We start from the raw sequence: 19277 nt of genomic DNA on the forward strand, positions 1-19277 counted from the left end.
GGGAGGAACCTCGCGGTTCCTCCCTTTCCTGTCCGTCCGTCCTGACCGTCGCCGTCAGGGGTTGAGGAGGCTCTGGCTCACGGTGCCGCCGTTCCCGACGACGGCGAAGCAGTCCACGCGGCGGTCACCGTCCGCCCAGGTCTCCGCCGTCGGCGTCGCCCGGAGGAGGGTGACCTCCAGGTCCGCGGTGACCACGTCGGGGTCGATGTCCGCCGAGGCCGTGGCGCAGGCCGCCTCGGCGCGGAGGCCGAGCTGGTCACGGCCGGGGAACTCCGCGTCCTCGGGGTAGTCCTCGCTGGCCACGAGCTGGGCGTTGTGGGGTTCGGCGCAGTCCACCAGCACGGCGTCCTCGGTGATGTCCGTGAAATCGGCGAGGCATTCGCCCGAGGCCAGCGACGACGGGTCCACGCGCGCCTCGTCGTCCGAGCCGCCGAAGAGGGAGACGAGCAGCCAGACGAGGAGTCCGAGGAGCACGACGGCGCCGCCGATGATCAGGAGCAGCGGAAGGCTGCTGCTCCTGGCCCGGGTCCGGTCCCGTGTGGGATGGGAGCCGGCGCCCGTGCCGGTGCCGGGGAGGGCTCCCGGTGCCGAGGGGACCCAGGCGGGCCGGGCTGCTGGTGCGCCGTGGCCCGAGGCCGGCGCCGGCTCCGTCGAGGGGCCGGCCCCTGCCGGACCGATCGATGCGGGATCGGTGCCGGGGTAGAGGCCGGGGTCTCCGGCACCGGCCTCCCCACCCGCGGGGGGAAAGGCATAGGGGCCGCCCACCGGCCCGCCGTCGTCCGCGGGACCGTCGCTGCTTCCGGGGGCCTCTGCACCGGTGCGCCCGTCCGCCGCCGGTCCACCGCCCGCGGTCGTCGTCGGCTCCGTGTCGCCCGCAACCCCGCCGGCCGGCGCGGTACCCTCCGGCGTCGCCCTGGCCATCGGCGCATCGGCGGGCATCGGCCCACCCACGAGCGTCCCGGTCTCCTCCGCTTCGGCTGCCACGGCGCGGGCCTCGGCCGCCGCCTCCTCGAGGGACGCGGCGTCGGCCGTCTCCCTGCTGATCCGGGCGGGTTCGAGGGAGGGCTCTGCCAGGTCGAGTGAGTCGGGCGATACCGACAGCTCCGGCTCCAGGGCCCCGGTGCGGATGTCGCCGTCGTCGAGTACGACGTCGTCGGGATCCACCACGTCCGGTTCCTGCCGGGCGTCCGTCTCGGGATCGTGCCCCGAATCCTTCGGTACCTGCTCCTCGTTGCTCATGGTGGGCCGCTGTCTCCTTGCATTCCTGGGTGGCTCGTGGCCGGCGCGCTCCGACGTGGCTCCGACTCTATCCAAGATCGCCCCGGTGGCGGGTTTCTCCGCTGCGGCGGCACGTCATGGCTGCGACCTCCGGCTTTGGCCCCCGGGCACGCCGCGTCGACCATCCCAACCGGCGGTCGGCTGCCCTGGAAAGCATGTAACCTATACTTACGACAATTTGACCAAATACTCCGGGGCCTCGCTGCAGCCTTGGGCCTCGTGCCCCAGTGACCACCTCCGGATCGACGCACAAAGGGGGTCACGCCATGGGGCGCGGCCGTCAAAAGGCAAAAGCTACCAAGCAGGCCCGGGATATGAAGTACTTCAGCCCGGCCACAGATTATTCGGCACTGCAGCGAGAGCTCACAGGCCCGGGTAGTCGTGCATCAAATCGGCGTACCGAACCGATCGAGCCGGTTGAACCGGACTATTCGGAGTATGCGGACAAGTACGCCGACGGGCTCGACGACGACGGCGAGGAGAGCGGCTCACGCCGCACCGGCTGACTTCCGGTCAGCCGTCCTTCTGTGAACCACACACGGCGCATCAACCCCGCGGGGCGGATGCGCCGTTTTGTGTGCCCTCGCACCGGACACCGCGCCACGGGCCCGCGCAGTTCAGGACGGGGAGGCGAGGAGGGGCTGGAAGGCCAGTTCCGCGGCTCCGACCAGCAGGAGTTCGGGGCCCAGTGCTGCGCGGCGGACCTGCACGCGACCGGCGAGCGATCCGGCGTTCACGGCGTCGGCGAGCCGATCGCCGTGGAAGGCGACGAGGGAACCGAGGAAGCCGCCGAGCACGATCAGCTCCGGATCGAAGATGTTCACGAAGTCCACGAGGGCCACGGCGAGCAGCTCCAGCTGCCGTTCCGCCTCCGTCCGCACGGCCGGAGCCGGGTCGTCCGAGAGCACCTGCTCGAGTGCCTCGATGCCACCCCCGTCCAGGCCTGCGGCCTCGAGGAGCCGCTCGAGCCGGACTTCGGCGTCGAGGCAGCCCGACCGGCCGCAGTGGCACGGGAAGCCGCCCGAACTCACGAGCGTATGCCCCAGTTCGCCGCCGTAGCCACGGCTGCCGACGAGCTGCGCTCCTCCGGTCACGATCCCGCCGCCGATGCCGCTCGCGCTGCCGTTGAGGTAGACGGCGTCATCCACCCCGAAGGCCGCACCGAAGATGCTCTCGGCGAGGGATCCGAGGGAGGCGTCGTTCGCGGCGACGGCCGGGAGCCCGAGCGCGCCGCCGAAGGGGCCCGTGAGGTCGGCGTCCCGCCAACCGAGGTGCGGTGCGACGAGCACGCGGCCCGTGCCGGCGTTGACGAGTCCGGGGAGTGCGATACCGACGCCGAGCACGCGGTCGAGGCCTGCGAGGACGGGCTGGAGGTCGGACACGATGTCGAGGGTGAGCCGGACGGCGTCCTCGAGGGACGGGACGCCGGGGGTCTCCCGGCGCACGCGTCGGTGGACGTGGCCGCCGAGGCCGATGACACCGACGGTCAGGGCGTCGATGTCCGGGTTCACGGCGAGGACGGCGACCCCCGGGTTGGCCTGCACGATGCGACTCGGGCGGCCCACGCGGCCGCCGCCGGGGGGGTCCGTCTCACGGACCAGTTGTTTCTCCGTCAACGCGGACACGAGTGCACCGACGGTCGAGCGGTTGAAACCGCTGCGACGCGTCAGTTCCGATCGCGACAGCGGTCCGTGCCGGTGGACCGTCGTGAGGATCTGCGACAGGTTCTGTGCGCGAAGGCCTTCCGTGCCGTTCGCCGCGCCGGGTAATGACCGCACAGCCCTGGTTCTCCTTCGTCCTGCAGGAGCCTTCCGCGCACCTGGCATGGCCCCTATCGTATCCAGCCCGCGGGGCCGCTCGGTCAGGCCCGCTGCTGGGCGGTGCCCGCTGCCCGTGCTTTCGCCGGCATCGAGGCGGGTGCGGACGGCGCTGCGGTGCTCTGGCGGACCACGAGGCTGGTTGCGAGGTCCAGCCGGAGGTTGTTCGGGCGCTCGCCGTCCCGCAGGCGCAGCACCATGCGCGTCGCTTCCTCCGCCATCTGGATCAGCGGCTGGTGCACCGTGGTCAGTGCGGGGCTGGACCACTGCGCCAGCTGCAGGTCGTCGTAGCCGACGATCGACAGCTCGTCCGGGACCCGGAGTCCGATCTGGCGGGCGGCGTCGAGCACGCCCAGCGCCTGCAGGTCGCTGCCCGCGAAGATCGCCGTCGGGGGGTGGGGGCTGCGCAGCAGCGAGAAGGCGTGGTCCCGTCCGCCGTCCACATGGAAGTTCCCGTAGCGGATGAATTCCGGATCGATCGGAAGGGAGGCCATGCCCATGGCGGACCGGTAGCCGTCGATGCGGGCGAGGGAGCACATCATGTCCTCGGGCCCGCTGATCGCGGCGATCCTCGTGTGGCCGAGGTCGATCAGGTGGCGCGTGGCCATCATGCCGCCCGACCAGTTGGCCGAGCCGACGGACGGGACGTCGGGGGAGGGGTCCCCTGCCGGATCGATGATGACGAAGGGGATGGAGCGGGCATCCAGCTTGCTGCGGAAGTCCTGCGGAAGGTCGGAGAACACGAGGACGACGCCGGCCGGGCGCCTCGCCATCACGCCCTCGATCCATTCATTGCCGGGAGCGTGCCGCGTCCCCGTCTCGGTCAGGACCACGCTCATGCCGTGCTCGCGCGCGACGTTCTCGACACCGCGGATCAGTTCGAGCGCCCAGGCACTCTCCAGCTCGTGGAAGACCAGCTCGACGAGCGCCGCCCTGGCCGCCGACACCTTGCGGCGCCGGTAGCCGTGCTCCTCGAGGAGCTCCTCAACTTTCGCTCGCGTTTTCGGCGACACGTCGGCTCGCCCGTTGAGCACCTTGGAGATCGTGGACAGCGAAACGCCTGCCACCGTCGCGAGCTGAGCGAGGGTGACGCGCGGTTCTTCCGCCGGAATCGACATGCGGACAGCTTACATGGGCGGTTCGGCGCGGTATCCCTGCCGTTCGCCGCGTTTTGTGACGGCTGGCACATCTCGTGTTGCGCTTCCGGACGAGCTCTACATACACTCGTGCCATCACATAACTTTCGATATTATTATCGAAACTTTCGAGAGGCGTTCAACGATGAACAACCGAACCTGGATGTCCCGCAGCCTTGCGGGCACCGCGGTCATGATGCTGGGCTTCACCCTTGCAGGGTGCGGCGGCGGAGGCGGCGACGCGTCGAGCCGGCCCGAGAACGAGCTGCACCTCGCTGTCTACGGCGATGCCAGCAACAAGGTCGAGCAGGCCATGGTGGACAAGTTCAACGAGACCTCCGACGTCAAGGTCGTGCTCGACACGATCCCCGGCGCGGACTACCAGACCAAGCTGCAGACCATCATCGATACCGATTCCGCTCCGGACATCTTCTTCAACTGGGGTGGTGGCAGCATCGCGAACTTCGTGAAGGCGGATCTGCTGATGCCCCTCGACGACTTCATCGAGGAGGACCCGCAGCTCAAGGATGCCTTCCTGCCGTCGGTCTTCGAGACGGCCGTCATCGACGACAAGAGCTACGGCATCCCGATGCGCGGTACCCAGCCCGTCATGCTCTTCAACAACTCCGAGGTGCTCAAGCAGGCCGGCATCGACGCGCCCCCCGCCACCTGGGACGAACTGCTGGACGACGTCGAGAAGCTGAAGGCGGCCGGCGTGACGCCGATCGCGCTCGGCGGCGCCGACCAGTGGCCCACCCAGATGTGGTTCCAGTACGTCTTCGACCGCGTCGCCGGTGAGGACCTGTTCCAGTCGGCGCTCGACGGCGACACGGACGTGTGGGACTCCGAGGAGAGCCGTGAGGCGCTCGGCAAGCTGCGCGAACTGATCGACGCAGGTGCCTTCGGCACCAACTTCGACTCCGTGAAGTTCACCGACGGCGGATCGCCCACCCTGCTCTCGAGCGGCCGGGCCGGTTTCGAGCTCATGGGTTCGTGGGCCTACGCGACGCACCTGGACGCCAACCCCGAGTTCGCCGAGAACGTGCTCGGCTACAGCGAGTTTCCCGCGATCGAGGGCGGCGAGGGCGATCCCGACAACCTCGCCGGCAACACGAACAACTTCTACTCCGTCCACAAGGACACCCGCTACCCCGAAGAGGCCGGCGAGTTCCTGAAGCTCATGTACTCGGACGAGTTCGTGCAGGAGCAGATCGCCATCGGCAACCTGCCCACCACCACCAACACGGAGGAGTTCCTCGACGAGGCCTCCAACCCGGAGTACGCGAAGTACCAGTTCGACCTCGTGAAGGAAGCGCCGCACTTCCAGCTCTCCTGGGACCAGGCGTACCCGCCCGAGGCGACGGTGACCATCCACACCGCCGTGGCCCAGTTCTTCAGCGGCCAGATCGATGAAGACGGCTTCATCAAGGCCATGCAGAGTCTCTAGGACATTCCCATGACAACGCTTGCAACACGCAGGCAGGCATCGCCGGGCGGCTCCACTCCGAGCCGCCCGGCCCGCTCGGGCGCCTCATCCGTGGGGCGCCCCGGCTTCGCCTGGGCCCTGCCCGCCACCATCTTCTTTGCGCTCTTCGCCCTCGTGCCGCTGGCCGCGGTCGCCGTGCTGTCCTTCACCTCGTGGAGCGGCCTCGGCGATCCGGAGTTCGTGGGGCTCGAGAACTGGGAGACGCTGATCGCCGATCCGGTGATGCTGAAGAGCCTCTGGCTCAGCCTGCTCTTCATCGTCCTGGGCGTGGTCACGCAGACACCCCTGAGCATCCTGCTGGGGGTGTGGGCCGCGGGCAACCAGCGCAACCGTGCTGTCCTCAGCGCCATCTACTTCATCCCGCTCCTGCTGTCCTCGGCCGCCATCTCCGTGCTGTGGCGTGCGCTGCTGGATCCGAACTTCGGCATTCCGGGGCAGCTGCCCTGGCTCTTCGGGGACGGCAACCTGCTCGGCACCCAGTCCGGCGCGATCGGCGTCCTGATCTTCGTCGGCATGTGGCAGTTCACTCCCTTCCACACCCTGATCTACCAGGGTGCGGCCAAGGGCATCCCGACCGTGCTGTACCAGGCCGCGTCGATCGACGGCGCGGGCATGATGCGGCAGTTCTTCTCCATCACGCTGCCCCAGCTGCGGAACACGGCCATCACCTCGATCATCCTGATGGTGGTCGGCGGCCTGACGACCTTCGAGACGGTGCTCATCCTGACCAACGGCGGGCCCGGCACCGACACCACCATCACCGCCTTCTACATGTACCAGGAGGCGTTCCAGAGCTTCGACTTCGGCGTCGGCAGCGCCATCGCCCTGGTGCTCGTCGTCGTCGCCACCCTGATCTCCCTCGTGGTGGTCAAGGTGTCCGGCTACGACAAGATGAACAGCTCGCTGGAAGGACTCTGATGAAGACCCGCCCCAACTACTTCGCCGGCATCGGCTCCTTCGTCTGGCTGCTGATCGTCGCGATCCCCCTGTACGTGATGCTCTCGGGCACCTTCCAGACGCGTGAGGAGTTCGGGGACAACGGCCCGCTGTCCTTCCCCACGAGCTTCACGCTCCAGAACTACGTGGATGCGATCACGAGCGGTTTCGGCCGGTACTTCCTCAACACCGTCGTGGTGACGGTCGGCGTCGTCGCGATCGTCCTCCTGCTCGTCCCGCCGCTCAGCTACGCGATCGTGCGCAGCCAGAGCCGCGCGGCGTCGTTCGTGTTCCGCTTCTTCCTGCTGGGGCTCGCGATCCCCGCGCAGGCCGTGATCGTCCCGGTGTTCTACCTGATCAACACGGTGGGGCTCTACGACAACCTGATCGGCGTCATCCTCCCGACGGCGGCGTTCGCCCTGCCCATCTGCACGCTGATCCTCAGCGGCACCATGCGCGACATCACGGGCGAGCTGTACGAGGCGATGGCCATGGACGGCGCGAGCCCGGCCCGGGCCTTCTTCCGCCTGGTCCTCCCGCTGTCCAAGGGTGGGATCTCCACGATCGCGGTCTTCTCCGCGCTGCAGGCGTGGAACGGCTTCCTGTTCCCCCTGATCCTGACCCAGTCCGAGAGCACCCGCGTGGTGACCCTCGGCCTCTTCAACTTCCAGACCCAGTACGGCATCAACATCCCGGGGCTGCTCGCCGCGGTCACGCTCTCGATGGTGCCCGTGCTGCTCGTCTACCTGTTTGCGCGCCGTGCGCTTGTCCAGGGCCTCATGGGCGCTGGCGGAAAGTGATCATGACAGAAACAACACTCAACGACGCCCCGTGGCGGGACACCTCCGCCACGCCCGAGGACCGCGTCGAGACCCTGATCCGGGCGATGACCCTCCGCGAGAAGGTCGCCCAGCTCGTCGGCGTCTGGGTCGGCGCCAACACCGAGGGCGGCGAGGTCGCTCCGCACCAGCACGAGATGAACGACGCCCCGGACCTCGACGAGCTCCTGCCGAACGGACTCGGGCAGCTGACCCGCCCCTTCGGCACCGCTCCCGTGGAGCCGGCGCTGGGCGCCCTGTCGCTGCAGCGCACGCAGGAGCGGGTCGCCGCCGCCAACCGCTTCGGGATCCCCGCGCTCGTGCACGAGGAATGCCTCGCCGGCTTCGCCGCCTGGAAGGCGACGGCGTACCCCGTGCCCCTCGCCTGGGGCGCCACGTTCAACCCCGACCTCGTACGGACCATGTCCTCGGCCATCGGGGCGGACCTCCGCTCGGTGGGCGTGCACCAGGGGCTCGCCCCGGTGCTCGACGTCGTCCGTGACGCCCGCTGGGGCCGGGTCGAGGAGACCATCGGGGAGGATCCCTACCTCATCGGGACCATCGCGACGGCCTATGTCCAGGGGCTCGAACGCGCGGGGATCGTCGCGACGCTCAAGCACTTCGTGGGCTACTCGGCGTCGAAGGCCGGCCGCAACCTCGCGCCCGTCTCGATCGGGGAACGGGAGCGGGCCGACGTGCTGCTCCCTCCGTTCGAGATGGCCATCCGTGAGTCCGGTGTGCGCTCGGTCATGCACGCCTACACGGACATCGACGGCGTGCCCACGGCGGCGGATGCCTCGCTCCTGACCGGGCTGCTCCGCGACACCTGGGGCTTCGACGGCACGGTGGTCGCCGACTACTTCGGCATCGCCTTCCTGAAGGAACTGCACCGCGTGGCCGCGACGCTCGGCGAAGCGGCCGGGGCGGCGCTGACGGCAGGGGTCGACGTCGAACTGCCCACGGTGCACACGTTCGGTGAGCACCTTCTCGCCGAGATCGACGGCGGCCGGGTGGACGAGGGGCTCGTGGACCGCGCGCTCCGCCGGGTCCTGCGGCAGAAGCTGGACCTCGGCCTGCTCGATCCGGACTGGTCGCCCGTCCCGCCGGCCCTCGAGACGGCCGAGACGGGCATGCCCGTCGTCGACCTCGATTCTCCCGGCAACCGTGCCATCGCCACGGAGCTCGCGGAGCAGTCGATCGTCCTCGTGGGCAACAGCGGCATCCTGCCCCTCGCCGGCACCCCGCGCATCGCCCTGATCGGCCCCAACGCCGATACCCACCGCGCCTTCCTGGGGTGCTACTCCTTCCCCGCACACGTGGGGGAGCAGCACCCTGAGATCGAGATGGGCCTGTCCATCCCGACGGTCGCCGACGCGCTCCAGCAGGAATTCGGCGACAGCGACATCACCATCGCCGCAGGCTGCACCATCGACGGCACCGCGACCACCGGCTTCGACGAGGCCGTGGCCGTCGCCGGCGCGTCCGACGTCGTCGTCGCCGTCCTCGGTGACCGTGCGGGCCTCTTCGGCCGCGGCACCAGCGGTGAAGGGTGCGACGCCGAGTCCCTCGCGCTTCCCGGGGTGCAGCAGCAGCTCCTCGACGAGCTGCTCGCGACCGGCAAGCCAGTCGTCGTCGTCCTGCTGACCGGGCGCCCCTACGCCCTCGGGGCCGCCGCGACGAAGGCCGCCGCCGTCGTCCAGGGATTCTTCCCGGGCGAGGAGGGTGCAGCGGCCGTCGCGGGCGTGCTGAGCGGGCGGATCAACCCCAGCGGCCGGCTTCCGGTCAGCATCCCCGGTTCGTCCGGCGCCCAGCCCTCCACCTACCTCGCGGCGCCCCTGGCGCAGGCGAGCGGAGTGTCCAACATCGACCCGACCGCGGCGTTCGCCTTCGGCCACGGCCTGGGGTACACGGAATTCACCTGGGCGGATGCGGGATCGACGGCCGACTCGACGCCCACCGACGGCGAGGCCACCGTCCACGTGACGGTGACCAATGCGGGGGAGCGCGACGGCGTCGAGGTGGTGCAGCTCTACCTGCACGATCCCGTGGCGTCCGTGGTGCGGCCCGTGCAGCGCCTCGTCGCCTATGCGCGCGTGCCGCTGGCGGCAGGAGCCTCGGCGCGCGTCGCGTTCACCGTCCCGGCGGACGTCACGTCCTTCACAGGACGGGACGGACTGCGGATCGTCGAGCCCGGCGCGCTCGAGCTGCGGCTGGGGGCCTCGAGCAGCGATATCCGCGCTGCCCTGCCCCTCACGCTGACCGGCGGCGTGCGGCCCGTGGACCACACGCGCCGGCTGCACTGCGACGTGCGGGTGGACTCCGTCTGAGTCCTGTCCGCAGCATCACCGGCAACCCGCTCCCGTCCACCGGGGGCGGGTTGCTGCGTTAACCGGACCAGGTGCCCACACCCGGACAGGGCGGTCCCGCAAGCGGCGAATCGATCACGGGCAGGTGGAGCGTTCCTTCTGCCGGGATCAACCCGATCCGCCAGCGTGGATGCGTGGCGGAGTTCCGCGGCATGACAGGGGGCCGGTGCCCGCCCGGCTACCGGCTGCCTACATTCCTGCACGGAGGGCAACATAAGGTGCTTGCGCCAGCCGCCGGATTCCTTCACGGTAGTAAGTAGGCTGATCTTTCTGGTGGCGGCACTGCGGTGCCGCGACCCGGAGGGTCACTTCCACCTACCGAGGAGTATCAACACCATGGCAACAGAGAACACATCGGGCGCGAGCACCCCGAGGAGCCGGCGCAACGACGTCGTCGCCGCGGAGAAGGAGCAGTTCGGCGGCATCAAGTTCGGGTCGGCGTTCTTCGGCTGGCTGACGGCGATCGGCCTCACCGTGATCCTCAGCGCCCTCGCCACGGCGATCGGCGTCGGCATCGGCGCCGCGAACACGAGCAGCGCGAACGATGCGGCCAACCAGGCGACCGAGAACGCCCAGACCATCGGCATCGTCAGCGGGATCGTGCTGGCGATCATCCTCTTCGTCGCCTACTACTGCGGCGGGTACGTCGCGGGCCGCATGGCACGCTTCGACGGCGTCAAGCAGGGCGTCGCCGTGTGGCTCTGGGGCGTCATCATCGCGATCGTCCTGGCGATCCTCGCCGCCGTGGCCGGCGACCAGTTCAACGTGCTGTCCAACCTCAACGGCGCCCCGAGCATCCCCGTCGACGGCAGCGCGCTGACAGCCAGCGGGCTGATCGGGCTCGCCATCGCGATCCTCGTCCCCCTCATCGGTGCGATCCTCGGCGGCAAGGCCGGGATGCGCTTCCACCGCAAGGTCGACCAGGTGGGCATCAACCACCAGGCCGGGCTGTAGCCGGTCCCTCGGCCGGGACTGCCGGTCCCTCGCCCGAGACCGCCGGCACGAGCACGACGAAAGAGGCACCATCCCGAACGGGATGGTGCCTCTTCGGTCGTCCGGGGGACAGGGGCCTAGAACGTCAGGGAACCCACCGCAGCGCCGTACTGCCGGCGGATGACCGGCTGATGATCGGCAGCGCGGTCCTCGACGGTCTCGACCGTCCACTGCGGACGCGATCCCGTCAGGGTCCAGGCCGCCTGCACGGCAGCACCCTGGGCCACGTACTCGCCCGGCGCGGGGATCCGGACGGGCAGGTCGAACACCTGTGCAGCGACCTCCTGCACGGCAGTGTTCTGTGCTGCGCCGCCGATGAGCAGCAGGTGCCGCGGCTCCACGCCGGCCGCGCGCACGGCGTCCAGGGCGTCCGCCAGTCCGCACAGCATCCCCTCGATGGCCGCACGGGCCATGTTGGCCCGCGTGGCAGAGGCGATGCTCAGGTTGTGGAAACTTGCCTTCGCCGTCGGGAGGTTGGGTGTGCGCTCGCCCTCGAAGTACGGGACGAGGACGACCCCGGCAGAACCCGGCGCGGCTTCGAGGGCCAGCTCGGCGAAGCCGTCGTGGTCCACCCCGAGGATCCCCGCGACCGAGGACAGCACACGCGCGGCGTTCAGGGTCGCCACGAGCGGAAGGAAGAGGCCACTGGCATCGGCGAAGCCGGCCACCGTCCCCGACCTGTCCGCAACCGCCTCGGCGGCGACGGCGAAGACTGTCCCACTGGTGCCCAGGGACACGACGACGTCGCCCTCCTCCGCACCCAGCCCCAGGGCGGCTCCGGCGTTGTCGCCGGCACCCGGTCCCAGCACGATGCGGCGGTCGGCGGACGCGAGGAACGAGGAATCCACGGTGCCGGCCTCCGCGTCCGCCTGCAGGACGCGGGGGAGCACCACTGCAGCCTGATCGCCCTCACCGTGCGCCTCACGGGCAGGACGGCCGAGCATCTGCTCGAAGAGCGCGAGGTCGTAGGCGTTGGTCGCCGGGTTCCAGTAGGCGGTGCCGCTCGCATCGGAGCGGTCGGTCACCAGTTCCTCGAGCACCGGGCCCAGGGGTGATTCGCCCTCGGGCCCGAAACCGCGCAGTCGCCACGTCAGCCAGTCGTGCGGCAGCGCCACGGCCGCGATGGCCGGTACGACGTCGGGCTCGGCGTCCCGCACCCAGCGCACCTTGGTGCCCGTGAAGGACGCGACGGGTGCGGATCCGGTGCGGGCCACGAGCTCGTCGAGGCCCAGCTCGGCGATCAGGTCCCTGGCCGCGCCCGCGGATCGCGTGTCGTTCCACAGGAGCGCATCGCGCAGGACGCGTCCGTCCCGGCCCAGCAGCACCATGCCGTGCTGCTGTCCCGCGATCGACAGGGCGTCGACGTCGTCCCCGAGTCCGTCGGCATCGGACAGCGCGGAGAGCAGCGCCTGCCACCACGCGTCCGGGTCCACCTCCGTGCCCTCCGGGTGGAGGGCACGGCCGCTGCGCATCTCGGCACCGGTGAGGGTGTCGACGACGACGACCTTGCAGCTCTGCGTCGACGAGTCGACTCCGGCAACGAGGGCCATGGGTCAGCGGGCTCCGAGCAGGTGCTCGATGAAGAGCTGCTGGAGCTTCACGAAGCCGAAGCCCTTGCCGTTGAAGTAGGCATCGGTGTCGAAGTCCTCGTAGGAGGCGCGGTCGGCACGCAGTGCGTCGTAGCTCTCGCCGGCGTTGAGGGTGGGCTCGTTGATCTCCGAGACGCGCGAGGCGGCCAGGGCAGCCTGGACCTCGGGGTCGGCACGGAACGCTGCGGCGCGCTCCTTGAGCAGCAGGTAGGTCTGCATGTTCGCCGCAGCGGAGTCCCAGACGCCGTCCATGTCCTCGGTGCGGCTCGGCTTGTAGTCGAAGTGCCGGGGGCCGTCGTACGAGGGTCCGCCGGCAGGTCCGCCGAATTCGAGGAGGTCCACCAGCGAGAAGGCGTTCTGGAGGTCGCCGTGGCCGAAGACGAGGTCCTGGTCGAACTTTATGCTCCGCTGGCCGTTGAGGTCGATGTGGAACAGCTTGCCCTGGTAGAGGGCCTGGGCGATGCCGTGCGTGAAGTTCAGTCCCGCCATCTGCTCGTGGCCGGTCTCCGGGTTGATGCCGACCAGCTCGGGGCGCTCGAGGGTCTCGATGAACGCCATCGCGTGGCCGAGGGTGGGCAGGAGGATGTCGCCGCGGGGTTCGTTCGGCTTCGGCTCGATGGCGAAGCGGATGTCGTAGCCCTTGTCCGTCACGTAGTCGCCGAGCAGGTTGACCGCTTCGCGGTAACGTTCCAGGGCGCCGCGGATGTCCTTGGCCGAGTCGTACTCGCTGCCTTCACGGCCGCCCCACATGACGAACGTCTTGGCGCCGAGTTCGGCGGCGAGGTCGATGTTGTCGAGGACCTTGCGGAGGGCGAAGCGCCGCACGCCGCGGTCGTTGCTCGTGAAGCCGCCGTCCTTGAAGACCGGGTGGCTGAAGAGGTTCGTGGTGACCATCGGCACGATCAGGCCGGTGGACTTCAGCACGCCGGTCAGGCGGTCGATCTCGCGCTGGCGGTCGGCCGGGGAGCAGCCGAAGGGGAAGAGGTCGTTGTCGTGGAAGGTGATGCCGTAGGCACCGAGGTCGCTCAGGCGGTTGACGGCCTCGACGACGTCGAGCGGTGCCCGGGTCGCCGAACCGAACTGATCCTGGGCTTCCCAGCCCACCGTCCAGAGTCCGAAGGAGAATTTGTCATCGCGGGTGGGCTCGATCGCCATTGAGTGCTCCAGGAAGTGTGTGTGACCAATATGTTGCCGTTACAAACATATTAGGTTTACGCCCAGAGTCAAGCGGGAAGTCCGCAGTCCTTCAGCTGCCCAGCGCGTGGACGCTCGCCCGCTGCACCAGTCGGGTGGAGAGCTCGATGCGCGGACTCTCGACCGTCTCACCCCGGATGAGCCGCACGAGGGTGCGCGCGGCGAGGCTCCCCATCTCGGAGAGGGGCTGGCGGACGGTCGTGAGCGGCGGCGATGCCCAGCCGGCCTCGGGCAGGTCGTCGAACCCGACCACGCTGAGATCGTCCGGGATGCGCAGGCCCTGCTGCCGCGCCGCCTCGTACACCCCGAGCGCCATCTGGTCGCTGGCCGCGAAGATCGCGGTCGGCCGGTCGGGCAGCGCGAGGAGTTCGGCTCCTGCGGCGAAGCCGGACGCGTAGTCGAAGTCACCGCTGATGACGAGTGCCGGGTCGAAGGCGATGCCCGCGGCGTCGAGCCCTGCCCGGTATCCGTCGAGGCGCGCCCGGCTGCACCAGAGCCCGGGCCGGCCCGCGACGAACGCTATGCGGCGGTGGTTCTGCTGGGTCAGGTGCTCCGTCGCGGTGACGGCGCCCGTCCAGTTGGTCGCACCGATGGTCGGCACCTCGAGGTCGGGGACGCCGGCGGGGTCGACGACCACCACGGGCAGGTTGAGGCGCTGCAGTTCCGCGTGGAGGAACGAGTCGAGGTCGGTGGTCACGAGGATGGCGCCGTCGCTCGTCCTGGCGCCGAGGGTGTCGAGCCACTTGCGGGTGGAGTCGGCACCTCCCCTGCGGTGGATCGCGGAGACCACCACGGACATCCCCTCGGCGTTGAGTGACTCCTCGACGCCGCGGATGATCTCGACGGCCCACGGGCTGTCCAGGTCGTTGAAGACGAGGTCCACGAGACCCGACGGGGCGGCCTGCACTGCTCCCCGCCTGCGGTAGCCGTACTCGCGGAGCAGGAGTTCCACGCGTTCGCGCGTGGCCGGGGCGACGTCGGACCGACCGTTGAGCACGCGCGAGACCGTGGGGACGGAGACGCCCGCGGCGGAGGCGATCGCGGAGATGGTCACCGCGGGCTGGGCGTTGTCCTGCACGAATCCTCCTCCGGGCGCCCGGGACCGCGACGGCACCCCCGAACCATTTTGAAACCCGCCCTTGACCTCCCGGGCGGGATGTTCCTAACCTACAGCAACGGTATTTCCGGAAAGTTCCGGAAAAGTTCCGATCAGACGATCGGACGGCCGCACCTCAGGTACCTCAAAGGAGAGCTCATGAAGGTCCATCACTCACTCGCTGCCGCGGTCCTCGCCTCGGCACTGATCCTTCCCACCGCAGCCCCCGCCTTCGCGGCACCGGACCACACGTCCCAGGCCCCCGGCATCCAGAAGCAGGACACCCTCCGCTGGGTCGCGCCGCAGGATCTCAAGATCGGCACGGCCGTCGCGGGCGGCGGCCACCACGAGACCCAGCCCTATCCGGCCCCGTTCCCCAACGACAAGGAATACCTGCAGCACCTCGCCGCGGAGTTCAGCTCCGTCTCACCCGAGAACCAGCTCAAGTGGGAGTTCGTGCACCCGGAACGCAACACCTACCGCTTCGCCGAGATGGACGCCATCGTCCGCTTCGCGCAGGAGAACAAGCAGGTGGTCCGCGGACACACCCTGTTCTGGCACAGCCAGAACCCGGCGTGGCTGGAGGAGGGCGACTTCTCGAAGGACGAACTGCGGGCCATCCTCAAGGAGCACATCCAGACCGTCGTGGGCCGCTACGCAGGCCAGATCCAGCAGTGGGACGTGCCCAACGAGATCTTCAACGGCGACGGCACGCTGCGCACCACGGACAACATCTGGATCCGCGAACTCGGCCCGGAGATCATCGCCGACGCGTTCCGCTGGGCCCACGAGGCGGATCCCAAGGCCAAGCTCTTCTTCAACGACTACGGCGTGGAGGGCATCAACGCGAAGAGCAACGCCTACCTCGAACTCATCCCACGGCTGCAGGCCCAGGGTGTCCCGGTCGATGGCTTCGCCATCCAGGGGCACCTGAGCACCCGCTACGGCTTCCCGGGCGACCTCCAGGCCAACCTCCAGCGCTTCGACGACCTCGGGCTGGAGACGGCGATCACCGAGATCGACGTGCGGATGGACGTGGCAGCGGGAACCAAGCCTACGGACGCGCAGCTGGCGAAGCAGGCGAGCTACTACCAGCGGGCCCTCGACGCGTGCATCTCGGTGGACGAGTGCAACTCCTTCACCATCTGGGGCTTCACCGACAAGTACTCGTGGGTCCCGGTGTTCTTCTCCGGTGAGGGCGAAGCGACCGTCATGTGGAACGACTTCACCCGCAAGCCCGCCTACTACGCGCTCCAGGACAGCCTCGAGCAGGCGTCCCCCGGACGCGGCAACCGCTAGGCACACCCAGCACGACACCCGGCACGACACCCAGAGCAGGCCGTGGCCCGCCCCGAAGCGGGGCGGGCCACACCATCAAGGAGAACCATGAGACAACGACGTCTGATCGCGGGCGCCACGGCGTTCGGCCTGATCACGGGGGCCGGCGTGCTGACGCTGCCGGCCGCCCAGGCGGACGAACCGTCCGTCCTGCTGAACGAGGATTTCGAGGACGGCAGCTTCAGCCCGCTGACGCAGAACGGCGGATCGGCGCTGTCGGTGGTCGACGCCGACGGCGACAAGGCCCTGCTGGTGCAGGGCAGGACCAACGACTACGACGGCATCAAGACACCGGCGAACCTCCTGCAGGCGGGAGGCACCTACACCTTCTCGGCGCAGGTCAAGCTCTCGGCGGCAGCAGGCACGACGACGTCGGCCCGCTTCGTCGTCGAGCCCGCCTACAGCTGGGTGGGCAACACCACGGTCTCGGCGGACGCCTGGACCACGGTCAGGGGAACCTTCAACGCTCCCGCCGGTGCGAACCCGGCTACCCTCCGGGCCTACCTCGGAACAGGAGACCTCGGTGCACCGTACGACTACCTCATCGACGACGTCGTGATCACCGGCACCGCGGTGCCCGGCGACGGCGGCGCCTGGCAGCCGACCCCGGATCCCGCGTTCGTGCCGGGAGGAGCCGCCAACCCGACGGCCACACCCCTGGCCGCCGCCCGCGGCACCGGCAACGCCGTCGCGCTGACGTTCGACGACGGCCCGAACCCCGGCGAGACCGCAGCCGTGCTCGATCTCCTGCGCGACAAGGGCATCACCGCCACCTTCTGCATCATCGGCCAGAATGTGCAGGCAGCGGGCGGTGCCGACCTGCTGCGGCGGATCGTCGCCGAAGGGCACACGCTCTGCAACCACGGCACGTCCTTCGCGGACATGGGCTCGTGGACCCGGTCGCAGGTCGAAACGGACCTCAAGGAGAACCTGCGCATCATCCGGGCCGCCGCCGGCGATCCGACGCTCGAGGTGCCCTACTTCCGGGCGCCGAACGGCAACTGGGGCGCCACCGGCGAGGTCGCCGCGGCGCTCGGCATGCAGCCCCTCGGCCTCGGCAACGTCATCTTCGACTGGGACGGGAACGACCTCAGCGAGGCGACGCTGACCGCAAACCTCCGCAGGGCCTTCACCCCCGGCGCGGTGGTCCTCGCCCACGACGGCGGCGGCGACCGCTCGAACACCGTCCGGGCCGTCGCGACGGTCGTGAACGAGAAGCTCGCCGAGGGCTGGACGTTCACCCTTCCGAGCGGTGGTGCAGCAGCCGCTCCGGTCGCTGTGACCTCCGGCTTCGAGACCGGCACCGACGGCTGGACGGCGCGCGGCGACGGCGTCCAGGTCGCGACCAGCGGCACCGCCCGCACCGGTAGCGGCAGCCTGCTCGTCACCAACCGCACGCAGCCGTGGCACGGCGCCGCCCTCGACGTCACGGCGGGACTCCCGGTGGGAGTCGCCGTGGAGGTCTCCGTCTGGGCGCGCCTGGCACCGGGACAGGCACCGGCGTCGCTCAAGATATCCGTCCAGCGGGACAACGGCGGCGGAAGCGCCTACGACGGCGTGGCCGGTGCCGGTGCTTCGGTCACCGCCGATGGCTGGACCCAGCTCAAGGGCACCTACACCCTCGGTGCCGCTGCCGACAAGGCACAGGTGTACGTCGAGGGCCCGGTGGGCGTGGACTTCCTGCTGGACGACTTCAGCCTCGCTCCGTTCGCGGAGAAGCCGATCCAGACGGACGTGCCGGGGCTGAAGGACGTCCTCGGCGCCGACGGGATCGAGCACGTCGGCGTGGCCATCGATGCGCGGGAGACCGTGGGCACGGCTGCCGACCTCGTGCGCAAGCACTTCAACGCCTTCACCCCGGAGAACGCAGGCAAGCCCGAGAGCGTACAGCCGGTCGAGGGGCAGTTCGCCTTCACCCAGCTGGACCAGCTCCTGGACTTCGCGGATGCCAACGACGTGCAGGTCTACGGGCACGTGCTCGCGTGGCACTCGCAGACCCCGGCGTGGTTCTTCAAGGACGGAGCCCGGGACCTCACCGACAGCCCCGCCGACCAGGCACTCCTCAAGGCACGCATGGAAGCGCACATCAAGGGCATCGCCGATCACATCGACGCCCGGTACCCGGACGGCAACAGCCCCATCTGGGCCTGGGACGTGGTGAACGAGGTCATCGCGGACGGCGACACGGCGAACCCGCACGACATGCGCGACAGCCGCTGGTTCCAGGTCCTGGGCGAGGGTTTCGTGGACGAGGCGTTCCGCCTGGCCGACCGCTACTTCCCCGAGGCGGCGCTCTTCATCAACGACTACAACACCGAGATGCCCGAGAAGCGTGCGGACTATCTCGACCTGATCAGTTCGCTCAAGGCGCGGGGCGTGCCGATCGACGGCGTGGGCCACCAGGCCCACGTGGACGTCGCCCGGCCCGTGCAGTGGCTCGAGGACTCGATCAAGGCCGTCGAGGCGCTGGATCCGAAGCTCCTGCAGGCCATCACGGAGCTCGACGTCAACGCGTCCACCGAGAACCAGGGCGCCGACGTCAGCGGCGGACCGGTGGACCCGTACAGCCCCGCGTTCGAGGACGATGCGGACGCCGCGGCGGAGGTCGGCTACTACTACCGCGACCTCTTCGCCATGCTGCGCGAGCACAACGCGTCCGTGGACTCGGTGACGTTCTGGGGTATCAGCAACGCCCGCACCTGGCTGCGGACCTGGCCCATGGCCCGGCCGTGGGAGCAGCCCCTGCCGTTCGACGACGAGTTGCAGGTGACCCCGGCCTACTGGGGTATCGTCGACCCGTCCCGGCTGCCCGCCAGGCCCGCCGATGTGCTGCCGCCGCGGATCGCCGACCAGTCGGACATCGCCGTCGTCTCCAACGGGGCCAGCGGGGCCAAGGTCAGCTATGTGTCGCCGTCGGCCATCGACACGCTCGACGGCGTCGTGCCGATCACGTGCCTCCCCGCACCAGGCGGTCGGTTCCCCGTCGGCACCACGACGGTCACGTGCACGGCGACGGATGAGGCCGGGAACACCCGGACCAGCTCGTTCGACGTCGTCGTGACCCGCAAGCAGGCAGGCAGGCCCTGACTGGCTTGCACCGACCATGACGAAGCCCCTGTCCTCTCCGGAGGGCAGGGGCTTCGTCGTGCAGTCCGACGCCGGTCGTGCTCGGTGGGACGGGCTCGCGACTGTTCGCCGTCGTTCGGTGGGAATGTTCGAACATGCCCACT

At 69.5% G+C, this 19277-nt stretch carries 14 protein-coding genes; 8 read left to right on the forward strand and 6 right to left on the reverse strand.

The genetic code is table 11. The annotated features are described in order from the left end of the window. Nucleotides 1-54 precede the first annotated feature (54 nt). Entirely contained in the window at nucleotides 55-1239 is a 1185-nt protein-coding gene (locus ACIQCY_RS01715) for a septum formation family protein (RefSeq protein WP_400482158.1), read from the reverse strand. A gap of 305 nt (nucleotides 1240-1544) precedes the next feature. On the opposite strand from ACIQCY_RS01715, the gene ACIQCY_RS01720 reads away from it, so the two are divergent. Further along, on the forward strand, nucleotides 1545-1784 hold the full coding sequence (locus ACIQCY_RS01720) for a DUF3073 domain-containing protein (RefSeq protein WP_400482159.1): 240 nt from the start codon (nucleotides 1545-1547) through the stop codon (nucleotides 1782-1784). 111 nt (nucleotides 1785-1895) lie between these two features. Here the strand turns inward: ACIQCY_RS01720 and ACIQCY_RS01725 are convergent, their stop codons facing one another. Then, entirely contained in the window at nucleotides 1896-3056 is a 1161-nt protein-coding gene (locus tag ACIQCY_RS01725) for an ROK family protein (protein WP_400482160.1), read from the reverse strand. 83 nt (nucleotides 3057-3139) lie between these two features. Then, on the reverse strand, nucleotides 3140-4213 hold the full coding sequence (locus ACIQCY_RS01730) for a LacI family DNA-binding transcriptional regulator (protein WP_400482161.1): 1074 nt from the start codon (nucleotides 4211-4213) through the stop codon (nucleotides 3140-3142). Nucleotides 4214-4376: 163 nt separating this feature from the next. Here ACIQCY_RS01730 and ACIQCY_RS01735 point away from each other — a divergent pair, with 163 nt between their 5' ends. The 5 genes from ACIQCY_RS01735 (at nucleotide 4377) to ACIQCY_RS01755 (ending at nucleotide 10791) form a co-directional block, all read left to right on the forward strand. Then, nucleotides 4377-5678: an extracellular solute-binding protein gene (locus ACIQCY_RS01735; RefSeq protein WP_400482162.1), complete on the forward strand. Its 1302-nt coding sequence runs from the start codon at nucleotides 4377-4379 to the stop codon at nucleotides 5676-5678. A gap of 9 nt (nucleotides 5679-5687) precedes the next feature. Beyond that, the gene (locus ACIQCY_RS01740) at nucleotides 5688-6635 is read left to right on the forward strand and encodes a carbohydrate ABC transporter permease (RefSeq protein WP_400482163.1); all 948 of its coding nucleotides are present in this window, start codon (nucleotides 5688-5690) and stop codon (nucleotides 6633-6635) included. Continuing rightward, a complete protein-coding gene (locus tag ACIQCY_RS01745; RefSeq protein WP_133081221.1) occupies nucleotides 6635-7453 on the forward strand; it encodes a carbohydrate ABC transporter permease in 819 nt (272 codons plus the stop codon). The genes ACIQCY_RS01740 and ACIQCY_RS01745 overlap by 1 nt, the downstream gene beginning before the upstream one ends. A gap of 2 nt (nucleotides 7454-7455) precedes the next feature. Beyond that, the gene (locus tag ACIQCY_RS01750) at nucleotides 7456-9798 is read left to right on the forward strand and encodes a glycoside hydrolase family 3 N-terminal domain-containing protein (protein WP_400482164.1); all 2343 of its coding nucleotides are present in this window, start codon (nucleotides 7456-7458) and stop codon (nucleotides 9796-9798) included. A gap of 375 nt (nucleotides 9799-10173) precedes the next feature. Then, nucleotides 10174-10791: a hypothetical protein gene (locus ACIQCY_RS01755; protein WP_400482165.1), complete on the forward strand. Its 618-nt coding sequence runs from the start codon at nucleotides 10174-10176 to the stop codon at nucleotides 10789-10791. 116 nt (nucleotides 10792-10907) lie between these two features. Here ACIQCY_RS01755 and ACIQCY_RS01760 read toward each other — a convergent pair whose 3' ends face one another. The 3 genes from ACIQCY_RS01760 to ACIQCY_RS01770 all read right to left on the reverse strand — a co-directional run bounded on the left by ACIQCY_RS01760 (nucleotide 10908) and on the right by ACIQCY_RS01770 (nucleotide 14691). Then, nucleotides 10908-12380 carry a xylulokinase gene (locus tag ACIQCY_RS01760; protein ID WP_400482166.1) on the reverse strand — a complete coding sequence of 491 codons (1473 nt, stop codon included), beginning with the start codon at nucleotides 12378-12380 and terminating at the stop codon, nucleotides 10908-10910. Nucleotides 12381-12383: 3 nt separating this feature from the next. Then, entirely contained in the window at nucleotides 12384-13574 is a 1191-nt protein-coding gene (xylA, locus tag ACIQCY_RS01765; RefSeq protein WP_400482167.1) for a xylose isomerase, read from the reverse strand. 91 nt (nucleotides 13575-13665) lie between these two features. Next, nucleotides 13666-14691, reverse strand: coding sequence for a LacI family DNA-binding transcriptional regulator (locus tag ACIQCY_RS01770; protein ID WP_400482168.1), 1026 nt, complete (start codon nucleotides 14689-14691; stop codon nucleotides 13666-13668). Between the two features lie 177 nt (nucleotides 14692-14868). Between ACIQCY_RS01770 and ACIQCY_RS01775 the strand changes: the two genes are divergently transcribed. Together ACIQCY_RS01775 and ACIQCY_RS01780 are read left to right on the forward strand one after the other, a co-directional pair. Next, a complete protein-coding gene (locus ACIQCY_RS01775; protein ID WP_400482169.1) occupies nucleotides 14869-16008 on the forward strand; it encodes an endo-1,4-beta-xylanase in 1140 nt (379 codons plus the stop codon). An 87-nt stretch (nucleotides 16009-16095) separates the two neighbouring features. Continuing rightward, on the forward strand, nucleotides 16096-19134 hold the full coding sequence (locus ACIQCY_RS01780) for an endo-1,4-beta-xylanase (protein WP_400482170.1): 3039 nt from the start codon (nucleotides 16096-16098) through the stop codon (nucleotides 19132-19134). Nucleotides 19135-19277 lie beyond the last annotated feature (143 nt).

This window comes from Arthrobacter sp. NPDC092385 (assembly GCF_044755105.1).
Classification (GTDB): Bacteria; Actinomycetota; Actinomycetes; order Actinomycetales; family Micrococcaceae; genus Arthrobacter_D.